General features: G+C 61.0%; 12 protein-coding genes. 8 read left to right on the top strand and 4 right to left on the bottom strand.

Annotated features, from left to right (window positions below; all coding sequences use genetic code 11):
- The 8 genes from MUM_RS01000000132665 to MUM_RS0123205 form a co-directional block, all read left to right on the top strand.
- On the top strand, window positions 1-1592 hold a 1592-nt coding region (locus MUM_RS01000000132665; protein WP_010174704.1), incomplete at its 5' end, for an RHS repeat domain-containing protein.
- A complete protein-coding gene (locus MUM_RS0123240; RefSeq protein WP_010174702.1) occupies window positions 1589-1921 on the top strand; it encodes a hypothetical protein in 333 nt (110 codons plus the stop codon). The genes MUM_RS01000000132665 and MUM_RS0123240, both read left to right, overlap by 4 nt.
- Window positions 1922-2269: 348 nt before the next feature.
- Complete coding sequence (locus MUM_RS0123230; protein WP_010174698.1) at window positions 2270-3202, top strand: FecR family protein; 933 nt, start codon at window positions 2270-2272, stop codon at window positions 3200-3202.
- An 89-nt stretch (window positions 3203-3291) separates the two neighbouring features.
- The gene (locus tag MUM_RS0123225; RefSeq protein ID WP_010174695.1) at window positions 3292-4431 is read left to right on the top strand and encodes a Fic family protein; all 1140 of its coding nucleotides are present in this window, start codon (window positions 3292-3294) and stop codon (window positions 4429-4431) included.
- Window positions 4432-4519: 88 nt separating this feature from the next.
- Window positions 4520-4762, top strand: coding sequence for an exodeoxyribonuclease VII small subunit (locus MUM_RS0123220; RefSeq protein ID WP_010174693.1), 243 nt, complete (start codon window positions 4520-4522; stop codon window positions 4760-4762).
- Window positions 4759-5646, top strand: a complete 888-nt coding sequence (ispA, locus tag MUM_RS0123215; protein WP_010174691.1) for a (2E,6E)-farnesyl diphosphate synthase — start codon at window positions 4759-4761, stop codon at window positions 5644-5646. Before MUM_RS0123220 ends, ispA begins: the two co-directional genes overlap by 4 nt.
- Before the next feature lie 110 nt (window positions 5647-5756).
- Window positions 5757-7655, top strand: coding sequence for a 1-deoxy-D-xylulose-5-phosphate synthase (gene dxs / locus MUM_RS0123210; RefSeq protein ID WP_010174689.1), 1899 nt, complete (start codon window positions 5757-5759; stop codon window positions 7653-7655).
- A 134-nt stretch (window positions 7656-7789) separates the two neighbouring features.
- Window positions 7790-9685: a TonB-dependent receptor domain-containing protein gene (locus tag MUM_RS0123205; RefSeq protein WP_010174686.1), complete on the top strand. Its 1896-nt coding sequence runs from the start codon at window positions 7790-7792 to the stop codon at window positions 9683-9685.
- A gap of 107 nt (window positions 9686-9792) precedes the next feature.
- Here the strand turns inward: MUM_RS0123205 and MUM_RS0123200 are convergent, their stop codons facing one another.
- The 4 genes from MUM_RS0123200 to MUM_RS0123185 form a co-directional block, all read right to left on the bottom strand.
- A complete protein-coding gene (locus MUM_RS0123200; protein WP_010174685.1) occupies window positions 9793-10590 on the bottom strand; it encodes a cobalamin-binding protein in 798 nt (265 codons plus the stop codon).
- On the bottom strand, window positions 10590-11009 hold the full coding sequence (locus MUM_RS0123195; protein ID WP_010174683.1) for a nuclear FMR1 interacting 1 family protein: 420 nt from the start codon (window positions 11007-11009) through the stop codon (window positions 10590-10592). The genes MUM_RS0123200 and MUM_RS0123195 overlap by 1 nt, the downstream gene beginning before the upstream one ends.
- Window positions 11006-11623, bottom strand: coding sequence for a GTP cyclohydrolase II (gene ribA / locus MUM_RS0123190; protein ID WP_010174681.1), 618 nt, complete (start codon window positions 11621-11623; stop codon window positions 11006-11008). The genes MUM_RS0123195 and ribA overlap by 4 nt, the downstream gene beginning before the upstream one ends.
- Before the next feature lie 128 nt (window positions 11624-11751).
- On the bottom strand, window positions 11752-12159 hold a 408-nt coding region (locus tag MUM_RS0123185), incomplete at its 5' end, for a thiamine-phosphate kinase (RefSeq protein ID WP_010174679.1).

Here is a 12159-nt window from a genome sequence, read left to right as displayed (position 1 = left end):
AAAACCGCCTCACTGCCGAACACCAAGGCTGGGGCACCCTGCGCTACCGCTACGACGAATGCGGGCAACTCAACTACCTGCGTCTGCCCGACAACAACCGCCTCGCCTTCCATCACGACAAAGGTGGCGACCTTGCCACCATCGAGCTGAATGGCAACCCACTCACCTCACACCTGTTCAAATCCGGCCGCGAACACCAGCGCCAGCAGGGACAACTCCTCAGCCACTACCACTACGACGACCAGGGCCGCCTGCATGCCCATGCCATTACCCAACAGGAACAGCGCCATCAGCGCCGCCAATACGACTATGACAAACGCGGCAACCTCACCCGCATCCTCGATACCCGCAAAGGCCAGCACGACTACCACTACGACCCACTCGACCGCCTGACCCGCGCCAACCACTCGCACGACCTGCAGGAACGCTTCGCCCACGACCCGGCGGGCAACCTGCTGATGCAAGACCGCGTCGGGCCGAGTGTGATCAAAGGCAACCGCCTGCTGATGCAAGGCGATCGTCATTACGACTACGACGCCTTCGGCAATCTCCTGCGCGAACGCCGGGGCCGCGACCAGAAGTTGGTCACCGAATGCCGCTACGACTGCCAACACCGCCTGATCGCCGTCACCCAACCGGACGGCACCCACGCCAGCTACCGCTACGACCCGTTCGGTAGGCGCATCACCAAAACGATAAAAGGCCAAACCACCGAATTTTTCTGGCAAGGCGACATCCTGATTGCCGAGCACAGCGCTGATCATCACCAAAGCTATATCTACGAACCCAACAGCTTCCGCCCGTTAGCACTGCTGAAAGGCTACGGCCCGGAAGACGTAAAACCCTTCCACTACCAACTCGACCACCTCGGCACGCCACAAGAACTCACCGCCCCCGACGGCGAAATCGTCTGGTCCGCGCACTACCGCGCCTACGGCCAAATCGCAAAGCTGGACGTCAACACCGTCACCAACCCGCTGCGCTTCCAGGGCCAATATTTCGACCCGGAAAGCGGGCTGCACTACAACCGTCATCGCTACTACAATCCGGATATTGGTCGCTATCTGACGCCTGATCCCGTGAAACTGGCGGGCGGGCTGAACGGATACCAGTACGTGCCCAACCCGACGGGGTGGGTGGATCCGTTAGGGTTAAACTCGTGCCCAGGAGGCGATGAGTGTAAACCGACCGCCGAGATTGAAGAGCCGAACAAAACAGCACATGTTGCAAAAGGCGACGCTGAATTACCAAAGACAGGGGGGGCGGCGCGAGCGGCTATGTACTCGGCTAACTGGCCAGTCGCAAATCTCAATGAGACCATTGTCAAATTTGGCGGCCACGACCCGTTAGTGACGACTACCGACAAAGGTAAGAAAATCTATAAAAACCCACAAACAGGCATAGAAGTGGTTGAGGACTTAAATGGTGGTTATTTTAGAATCTATGATCCGTCGCTGCCCGGAACCAGAAAATATCTAAGTTTGAATGGAACAATACCAAATAACAAAACCTCGTCATCAGGTAAACAGATGGGCAGAACGCAAAGCGAATATAATGAAGTCACTCACTTCAAAAAGGAATCGCATAAGTGAAGCTAATATCCGTACCCTTGAGCCAAGAAGCATTGGAGCTTTTGGACGTGGATGCATGCCCTAAAAACAAGCTAGAACAGCTCTACATGAGCGAAACCGAATACCGACAATTAACAAACTCAGGAATCATCGACAATATAAACTTAAAGCTTGGAAAAATTATTGACGACTATGAGGACGAGAAAATACAAGGAACCAACGAAATAGAAAACACTCTCTCCATCCTAAAGAGCTCAACAATCCCGGAAAATCCTGAGTTATTAATAAAGTTAATAAATCTCACAAATACGGCTTTGAAAAATAATACCGGGATATTCTTCTTCTTCTGACTCCCTTCGTCCTGATGAACAGCAAGCTTTTCAGGAGCAGCAACGTACGCGCTTCTCCCACCACATCGCCATTAGCCGAGCATCCACCACACCCAACGCAATCGTATCCGTCCCATCAACGACGAATACGACCTTTACCCCATCACTGGCGGCGCCTTCCCTCCATCGCAGGGGCAACCCAACAATCTCTCCGCGCATCTCCACAAAGTGTTTCCACTGGCCCAGCTCCCGCAATTGAGCTACAAGGAGATTACCGCCCGTCTGAATATTGCTCTCCAAGCAAATGGAACAACATTCAAACAACGCCACGCTCCAACGCTCCACGACCCCGCAAGCCACCGAGTCCCGATGAACGATCAGCCTACCCCTTCCCCCTCCGAACGTGACCAGCAAGCCCTGGACTGGTTTACCCGCCTGCGTGGGGAAAACGTGACGTTTCAGGAGCTCAATACGTTTGCGCAGTGGCGCGAAGACCCGCTGAATGCCCACGCCTACCAAAACGCGGAAACGCTATGGCAGTTGCTGGATCGCCCCACCCGGGCAGTACGCAAACCAGATCGCCGGCGGCCGATCTCCCGACGCCGAACCTACGCCACCGCTGCCTGCCTGATACTCGCCGCCGGCGCGATATGGCTGGGAACCCCGCCGATCAGCAGTTGGGGCAGTGACTACACCACCCGCACCGGGCAACAACAGGACATCACCCTGGCCGACGGTTCACACCTGCATCTGGACAGCGACAGCGCGCTCGATATCGACCTCACCTCCGATGAACGCCGGGTAAATCTGCGAAGAGGCCGTGTGTATCTGCAAGTCAGCCACGACAGTCGACCCTTTATTGTGCAAGCCGGCGGCACTCGGATTCGGGCGTTGGGCACCGAGTTTTCCGTCGCGCATAACGACAAGTCGGACGAGGTCATTCTGCTGCTTGGCAGGGTTGAAGTGGCCGCCGCCGGACAACATCAAGTGCTGCAGCCGGGCGAACAGTTGCGCGTGGTGAGCGGGCATGTTCAAGCCCCCCAAGCCGTCGACGCCGAACGCCTGCTGGCCTGGCGAGACGGCCAGCTACGTGTGCGGGACGCACCATTGCGCGAGGTGCTTGAGGAGTTGGTGCGCTATCAAGGCGGCCATGTGATCTGGCTCGACGATAAAGTCGGGCAACGCACCATCAACGCCAGCTTCAACCTGAATCAAGTCGACAGTGCCTTGGACGCCCTGATCAGCAGCCAGAACCTGCGCACCACTGCCCTCACCCACCGAGTGTTGATCGTGCGCGGCTGACTGGACGATGAGCCGAATAGCTTGCACAATCGGCTCACCAAATGAGCCGAATAAGCCTTCTATTCGGCTCACCCACCGAGCACACCGCCATGGATCACCCGAACTGGATCTGGCAACAACCTGACTGGCCGCACTTTCACTGGCAACCGGAGCGCCTCGCACCAGTGCTGCGCGAGTGCACGCAGGCGCAAGGAAAGTTGCTGGGCATGCTCGGTTCGGTCAGCCAGGCGCAGAGTTCGGAGAATGAACTGGATGCCTTGCTGCAAAATATCCTGACCTCCTCGGCAATCGAGGGTGAGCAACTCAACGTCGGCTCGGTACGATCTTCCCTGGCCCGTCGCCTGGGCCTTGAGCAATTGCAGGATGGCTCCGTGAGCCGGCGCAGCGAGGGCCTGGCGGACTTGATGGTGGACGCCACACAACAGTTTGCTCAGCCGTTTACCCTAACCCGTCTATTTAACTGGCATCGATGGTTATTTCCCGCCGAGGAAGCCCGCTTTTCCACGCACGCCTTGAACGTAGGCGCGCTAAGGGGCGATGAGCCGATGCAGGTTGTGTCGGGACGACTGGACCGACCCACTGTGCATTTCGAGGCGCCACCTCGCCAAGGGCTGGCGCAGTCGCTGGGCGATTTCATCGAATGGTTTGAAGCCAGCCGGAATCATGCGGCCCTCGACCCATTGCTGCGCGCAGGCCTCGCGCATTTCTGGTTCGTCACACTGCATCCCTTCGATGATGGTAACGGTCGTCTGACGCGGGCGATTACTGACCTCGCGCTCGCCCAGGCGGAGAACCAGGCGATCCGCTTCTACGCGATGTCGGCGAGCATCCTTGAAGACCGGGCGGGCTATTACCGCGCACTGGAAACCAGTCAAAAAGCCACGCTGGATGTCACCGGTTGGCTTGAGTGGTTCCTGCAAACCCTGCTTCGTAGCCTGCAGCAGGCCATGGCGCGAATTGACCGGGTGCTGGGCAAAAGTCGCTTCTGGCAACGGCATCGGGACCACGCACTCAGCGCTGAACAGACCAAAGTCTTGAATCGCCTGCTCGACGGCGGCGACAAGGGCTTTGAGCACGGGATCAGCGCCGCCCAGTATCAGGCCGTGGCCAAAGTGTCCAAGGCCACGGCGACTCGACATCTGGCCGACCTTCTGGAAAAAAACTGCCTGGTTCGGTTACCCGGCGGCGGCCGTAGTACCCGTTACCAAATCAATACCCAAGGTGACTGATTTACAAGGCAATCCCGCCCACTCATTTGCCCCAATCCCCCATGTCTGCTAGTGTCGCGCCGGTTTACCGTCTACCGGAATAGCCGCCATGGCCCGCAAAAAAGTTGCACTCGATTTCGAACAATCCCTCGCCGACCTGCAAGCTCTGGTCGAGCGTATGGAGAACGGCGAGTTGTCGCTGGAAGACTCGTTGACCGCATTCGAGCAAGGCATCGGCCTGACCCGCGACTGCCAGAGCGCCCTGGCGCAGGCGGAGCAGAAGGTCCAGGTGTTGCTGGAACGCGACGGGGAGCTGGCCGAAGAACCTTTCGATGCGGAACAGCCTGAATGATCGACGCTTATCAGGCCGGCAGCCAGGCCCGGGTCAATGCTGCGCTGGAACCGCTGTTTGTTGCGCCTACCCCTGAATTGGCCCGCCTGTATGAGGCCATGCGCTATAGCGTAATGAACGGCGGCAAGCGCGTGCGCCCGTTGCTCGCCTACGCGGCCTGCGAAGCACTCGGCGCCCAGGCGGAGGAAGCCAACGGCGCCGCCTGTGCGGTGGAGCTGATTCACGCTTATTCCCTGGTGCACGACGATTTGCCGGCGATGGACGACGACGATCTGCGTCGCGGCCAGCCCACCACTCATAAAGCCTTCGATGAAGCCTGCGCGATTCTCGCCGGTGACGGCCTGCAAAGCCTGGCGTTCAGCGCTCTGCTGGACCCGCGCCTGAGCAGCGTCAACGCCGAGATCCGTTTGCGCATGGTCACCGCGCTGGCCTTGGCGGCAGGCCCGGCCGGGATGGTCGGCGGCCAGGCGATTGACTTGGGTTCGGTCGGTTTGAAGCTCGATCAGCAAGCCTTGGAATACATGCACCGCCACAAGACCGGCGCGCTGATCGAGGCCGCCGTGCACCTCGGCGCCCTCGCCAGTGGCCGTGCCGAAGCGGCGCAACTGGCGGCCTTGCAGACCTACGCGCGGGCCATCGGCCTGGCGTTCCAGGTGCAGGACGATATTCTCGACGTTGAAAGCGATACCGCGACCCTCGGCAAACGCCAGGGTGCCGATATCGCACGGGACAAGCCGACTTATCCTTCGCTGCTCGGCCTGGAAGCCGCCAAGGCCTACGCCCTGGAGCTGCGGGACCAGGCACTCGATGCCCTGCGACCTTTCGACGCGGCTGCCGAGCCACTGCGTGACCTGGCGCGGTATATCGTCGAACGCCGCCACTGACAGCACCGGCCTTTTCCACCGCATATCAGCCAAGTTCGGCGCTCTGCGTGGGCAGTTTGCGATGCTTGAGGTAAACTGCCGCCTCTTCTATACCTATAACGATTCGCCTGATGCCCACGACGTTCCAAGAGATTCCCCGCAAGCGCCCGGCCACGCCCCTGCTGGACCGTGCCAACACGCCAGCCGGCCTGCGCCGCCTGGGTGAAGCCGAGCTGGAAACCCTGGCCGATGAGTTGCGCCTGGAATTGCTCTACACGGTCGGCCAGACCGGTGGGCATTTCGGTGCCGGCCTGGGCGTCATCGAGCTGACCATTGCGCTGCATTACGTGTTCGACACCCCGGACGACCGGCTGGTGTGGGACGTGGGTCATCAGGCCTATCCGCACAAGATCCTCACCGGACGCCGCGAGCGCATGGCTACCCTGCGCCAGAAGGACGGCATCGCCGCCTTCCCGCGTCGCTCCGAGAGCGAGTACGACACCTTTGGCGTCGGCCACTCCAGCACCTCCATCAGCGCAGCGCTGGGCATGGCCATTGCCGCCCGCCTGCAGAACAGTGATCGCAAGGCGATTGCGGTGATCGGTGATGGCGCGTTGACCGCCGGCATGGCCTTCGAGGCGCTGAACCATGCGCCGGAAGTGGACGCCAACATGCTGGTGATCCTCAACGACAACGACATGTCGATCTCGCGCAATGTCGGTGGCCTGTCGAATTACCTGGCAAAAATCCTCTCCAGCCGCACTTACGCCAGCATGCGTGAAGGCAGCAAGAAGGTGCTCTCGCGTCTGCCCGGCGCGTGGGAAATTGCCCGTCGTACCGAAGAATATGCCAAGGGCATGCTGGTTCCCGGCACCCTGTTCGAAGAGCTGGGCTGGAACTACATCGGCCCGATCGACGGCCACGACCTGCCGACCCTGATCGCCACCCTGCGCAACATGCGTGACCTCAAGGGCCCGCAGTTCCTGCACATCGTCACCAAGAAAGGCAAAGGCTTCGCCCCGGCGGAAGTTGACCCGATTGGTTACCACGCGATCACCAAGCTTGAACCGCTGAACGCCCCGGCCGCCGCGCCGAAGAAGCCCAGCGGGCCAAAGTATTCCGGTGTGTTTGGCGAATGGCTGTGCGACATGGCCGCCGCCGACCCGCGCCTGGTGGGCATTACCCCGGCGATGAAGGAAGGTTCCGACCTGGTGGCGTTCAGCGAGCGTTTCCCGCTGCGCTATTTCGACGTAGCCATCGCAGAACAGCACGCGGTGACCTTCGCCGCCGGTATGGCCTGCGAAGGCGCCAAGCCGGTGGTAGCGATCTATTCCACGTTCCTGCAACGCGGCTATGACCAATTGATTCATGACGTCGCGGTGCAGAACCTCGACGTGTTGTTCGCCATCGACCGTGCCGGCCTGGTGGGCGAAGACGGCCCGACCCACGCCGGCAGCTTCGACCTGTCGTACTTGCGTTGCATCCCCGGCATGCTGGTGATGACCCCGAGTGACGAGAACGAACTGCGCAAGATGCTCAGCACCGGCCACCTGTACAACGGCCCGGCGGCTGTGCGTTACCCGCGCGGCAACGGCCCGAATGCGGTGATCGAGAAAGACCTCGAGCCTATCGAAATCGGCAAGGGCATTGTCCGTCGCCAGGGCAGCGGCGTTGCCTTGCTGGTGTTCGGCGTGCAACTGGCCGAAGCCTTGAAAGTGGCCGAGAAGATCGACGCCACCGTGGTGGACATGCGTTTCGTCAAACCGCTGGACGAAGCCCTGGTGCGCGAGATCGCTGGCAGTCATGAACTGCTGGTGACCGTCGAAGAAAACGCCATCATGGGCGGTGCCGGTGCGGCGGTCAGTGAGTTCCTGGCGCGGGAGAACATCCTCAAGTCGGTGCTGCACCTGGGCTTGCCGGATGTGTATGTCGAGCATGCCAAGCCTGCGCAGATGCTGGCCGAATGCGGGCTGGATGAAGCGGGGATTGAAGCTTCGGTTCGTCAGCGCATGGCACTCTTGAACCTGTAAACAACAATCAAATGTGGGAGCTGGCTTGCCTGCGATAGCATCACCTCGGTGTTACTGACAAACCGAGGTGCCTGCATCGCAGGCAAGCCAGCTCCCACATTGGTTTTGTATTGCCTTAACGCTACGGACAGCCCATGAATCGCCTGCGCTTTGCCCTGCCCCTTCTTCTGCTCCCCGCCACCGACCTGCTCGCCGACAGCTTCGAACGCGACGACGCCCTGAAGCTGCCCGACGTGGTGATCAGCGCCAACCGCCAGGTCCAGGCACGCAACGACAGCAGCGCCGCCAACACCGTCTTCACCCGCGATGACATCGACCGCCTGCAACCCACCAGCGTGAGCGACCTGCTCAGCCGCGTGCCCGGTGTGCAGGTGGCGCAAAGCGGAGGGCGCGGCAGCCAGACGAACGTCTACATTCGCGGCACTTCGACCGCCCAGAGTCTGGTGCTGGTGGACGGCCAGCGCATCAGCAGTTCCACCAGCGGCACCAGCAACCTGCAATACCTGAATATCCAGCAGGTTGAGCGCGTGGAAGTGCTGCGCGGTTCGCGCTCGGTGATCTACGGCAGCGATGCCATTGGCGGGGTGATCCAGATCTTCACCCGGCGCAATACCGAGTCCGGCGTACAACCCCGGCTGCATGTGGGATTCGGCAGCAACCAGACGTGGGAACGCAGCCTCGGCCTGTCCGGCGGCGACGAGCAAACCCGCTTCAACCTGGGCGCCAGCCTGGATGACACGGCCGGGATCGATCGCACGCACACCTCCTACCCCAGCGACCGCGACCATGATGCCTATCGCAATCAGGCCATCAGTTTCAGCCTGAGCCATGCCTTCAACGATGACCTCGAAACAGGCGTGAACGTGTTGGATAACCGCGGCAAAAGCGAATTCGATAGCCCGTTCGGCCGCTTTGATACGACGACCTACCAAAGCTTCCAGCAGCAGCCCTACACCGACTTCACCGTGAGCAGCGTCAGCAGCTATATCGACGCCCGCATCAATGACGTGTGGAAGTCTCGGCTGGAAGCAGGCCACAGCGAAAACCGCGAAAAGACCCTGGACAAGCTCAGCACCGAACGCAGCGTGTTCAACACCTACCGCAATTCGCTGAACTGGCAGAACGACCTGACGCTGAACGACCAGAACAGCCTGATCCTGGGTGGCGACTGGTACGAGGACCAGGTCAACAGCAGCGCCCACCTGAATGAAGACAGTCGCTGGAACCGCGCTGCGTTTATCCAGCACCGCTTCCATGCGCAATCCTTCTCCACCGAACTGGGCCTGCGCCGCGACGATAACCAGCAATTTGGCGGCCACAACAGCTGGAGCGGCACGTTCACGCTGCCGCTGAACCCGGACAATGATCTGTTGCTGAGCTACAGCGAGGGCTTCCGGGCGCCGACGTTCAACGACCTTTACTACCCGGACGACAGCTACGGAATAAACAGCAACCCGAACCTCAAGCCCGAAACCTCGAAAAGCTACGAAGTGCAGTGGCGCAGCCAGCTCAGCGACACCAGCCGACTCGAAGCCTCGCTGTACCGCACCGACATTCAGGACGCGATCGTGTTCGCCAGCGGCGGTCCGCAAAACGTCAGCTCAGCACGCATCAACGGCTTCGAAGCGGCGCTCAAGCAAGAGCTGTTCGGTTGGCAAAGCAGCCTGGGCATCGCCCTGATCGACCCACGGGACCGCGACACCGGGCGCACATTGGCGCGTCGAGCAAGGCACACCGTGAGCCTGGACCTGGATCGCCAATTCGACCGGTTCAGCGTCGGCGCCAGTTGGCAGGCGGTGAGCAGCAGCTACGACGATCCGGCGAACCAGCAACGCCTGGGCGGGTATGGCTTGCTCGGTCTACGGAGCAGTTGGGCGGTGAATCACGAAATCACCCTGGAAATGAAGCTCGATAACCTGCTGAACAAGGGCTACAGCCGGGCGCTGTATCAGTACCAAGGCCAGCAATATGGCTATCGGGAAGAAGGCCGGGCGTTGATGTTCGGGGTGACCTGGACGCCGGAACTCTAAGTCGTCTGCACCGGCCTCATCGCGGGCAAGCCCGGCTCCCACATTTGACCGCGTCGCATGAATGAACTCGGTCAAATGTGGGAGCTGGCTTGCCTGCGATAGCGGTCTCACAGCCCCGGTGCAATCACCTGACACAACCGCGCCACCGCCTCCAGCATCTGCCCGCTGGGCCGTTCCAGGCCCTTGTCGGGCACCTGCAGCAAGTGCCCGGCAGCCACTGCTGCCACTTGGGGCCAGGCCTTCCAGGCATCCAGCTGCGCTTGATCGCCCGCCAGAATCACCTCGGGATTGCGCTGCAACACCGACTCGATGCTGACCTGCGGCGCCGGTAATTTCAGGTCATCAAACACATTGCGCGCCCCGCACACACTCAGTGCATCGCTGATGATCTGCCCGCCGCCCACGGTGTACAGCGGCTGGTTCCACACCTGATAAAACACTCGCAACGGCTCGGCCCGGTGATAGCGCGAGCGCAACTCGGCCAAGCGCTGACGCAACTGCGCGGCCAGTTGCCGGCCGGCGTCAGCCCGCCCGAGTTGCCGGGCAATGGTTTCGACTTGTGAAGTGAGTTGTTCGAGGCTGTGGGGTTCGGCGACAAACACCGGGATGTTCAGGCGTTGAAGCTGTTCACGCTGGGCCGGGCCGACGCTGCCGGGCCACAGCAGGATCAAATCCGGGTTGAGGCTGAGCAGGCGCTCCATGTCCAACTGCCCGTAATTCCCAACCGACGGCACCTTCGCCAACGCCTGTGGCCGCTCGCCGCCATCCAGTACGCCCACCAGCAAATCGGCGGCACCCAGTTCAACGACGATTTCAGACAACGACGGTGCAAGGCTCACAACCCGCTCAACCGCCACAGCCTGGGCCGCGACCACCAGCAGCCACACCGCCAGCCAGGCGCGCATCAACCCAACTGACGCGGGATGCGATAGAGGTAGAACAGCACCAGGGTCGACAGCGCCAGCAGAAACAGCGGCACCGCCTCCAGCCCGACAAACACCGCCAGCGCGCCGACCCAGGCCGGCAGCGCGGCCACCAGCAACGCCACGCGGCGACGGGCCGCGAGGGTGATCCAGGCAGCCGGCTCTTCGGGGGTGTCGAGGGCTTTTTCGGTGGCGATCAGCGCGTGTTTATAGCCATGGAAGTAACGCAGGCTGACAAACATCGAGGCCACGCCGGCGATAAAAAACGGCATCGCCAACACTGGCAGCAAGGGCTCGGCCTTGCCAAACACCAGGTTGACCACAAACAACGGCGCCAGCGCCAACGCCAGGTATTGCCACCAGTTAAACGACAGTCGCCGCTTGACCTGGCCGCGCGTCACGCCCGGTCGGCCTCGCCCTGGTGCTCGTTGCCCATCATGTGGTCGAGCTTGCTGGCCTTGGTGGCCAGGTAGAGTTTGTTGTGCGGGTTGTGGCCGGTGTGCAGCGGCACGCGCTCGGCGACGGTGATACCCATGTCGGTCAAGGCTTTGACCTTGCGTGGGTTGTTGGTCATCAGGCGCAGGGATTTGACCCCCAGGTGCTGAAGCATCGGCAGGCAGATCGCGTAATCGCGCTGGTCGGCAGCGAAGCCCAGGCGCTCGTTGGCTTCGACGGTGTCGGCCCCGCCATCTTGCAGCTCATAAGCGCGGATCTTGTTCAGCAGGCCAATGCCACGGCCTTCCTGACGCAGGTACAACAACACGCCACGGCCTTCGCGGGCGATGGCCTGCAAGGCGGCTTCCAGTTGCGAACCGCAGTCACAACGCTGGCTGAACAGGGCATCGCCGGTCAGGCATTCGGAGTGCACGCGGCCGAGGACCGGGGCGCCGTCCGCCACGTCACCGAGGCTGAGAACAACGTGTTCGCGCCCGGTGGCTTCTTCAAGAAAGCCATTCATGGTGAACGTGGCAAAAGGGGTTGGCAGCTTGGAAGCGGCGACGAAAACGACGGGCACCTTGTGCTCCTGATTTCAGATTTCACAGGGGAGGGATTGTAACAGTAGGTTCCTACAGACGCTTAAGCTGAATTATCGCTGATAAAGATCAATAGGTTCGATTGGCCTTCAGCTTGGTTCTATGCCTTTCAGAAATGTTGATAGCCACGAATGGCTGGCGTGATGTCCTGACCAGACGCATCCAGCAGGGTAACGCCCTGCCCCGCCTCGACCCGGCCGATCACATGCACTGGCACACCGGCAGCCAACAACGGCGCCAGTTCGGCGGGCGGCAAGGTGAACGCCAGTACGTAGTCGTCCCCCCCGCTCAACGCGGCCACCCGGGCATCCGCCTCGCCGACGAACGCCAGCAAGGCGGCCGACAACGGCAGTTTTTGCTGTTCGATCAACAAGCTGACAGCCGACGCCTTGGCGATATGCCCACAATCAGCCAAAAGGCCGTCGGAAATATCCATCGCGGACGTGGCCTTGCCCCGCAGCGCCAAGCCCAGCGCCAACTGCGGTTGCGGCGACCAGTAATGGGCCAGCAGCGGCTC

This window comes from Pseudomonas sp. PAMC 25886, from assembly GCF_000242655.1.
In the GTDB taxonomy this organism is placed as follows: Bacteria; Pseudomonadota; Gammaproteobacteria; order Pseudomonadales; family Pseudomonadaceae; genus Aquipseudomonas.
The sequence above is the reverse complement of the archived record's forward strand: the minus strand, read 5'-3'. Positions and strand labels throughout refer to the sequence as shown.

What these genes read in the sequence shown, in the direction of transcription:
- MUM_RS0123230 (WP_010174698.1), top strand. Translation starts at nt 2,270, where the DNA reads ATGAACGATCAGCCTACCCCTTCCCCCTCCGAACGTGACCAGCAAGCC.
- MUM_RS0123225 (WP_010174695.1), top strand. Translation starts at nt 3,292, where the DNA reads ATGGATCACCCGAACTGGATCTGGCAACAACCTGACTGGCCGCACTTT.
- MUM_RS0123220 (WP_010174693.1), top strand. Translation starts at nt 4,520, where the DNA reads ATGGCCCGCAAAAAAGTTGCACTCGATTTCGAACAATCCCTCGCCGAC.
- ispA (WP_010174691.1), top strand. Translation starts at nt 4,759, where the DNA reads ATGATCGACGCTTATCAGGCCGGCAGCCAGGCCCGGGTCAATGCTGCG.
- dxs (WP_010174689.1), top strand. Translation starts at nt 5,757, where the DNA reads ATGCCCACGACGTTCCAAGAGATTCCCCGCAAGCGCCCGGCCACGCCC.
- MUM_RS0123205 (WP_010174686.1), top strand. Translation starts at nt 7,790, where the DNA reads ATGAATCGCCTGCGCTTTGCCCTGCCCCTTCTTCTGCTCCCCGCCACC.
- MUM_RS0123200 (WP_010174685.1), bottom strand. Translation starts at nt 10,590, where the DNA reads ATGCGCGCCTGGCTGGCGGTGTGGCTGCTGGTGGTCGCGGCCCAGGCT.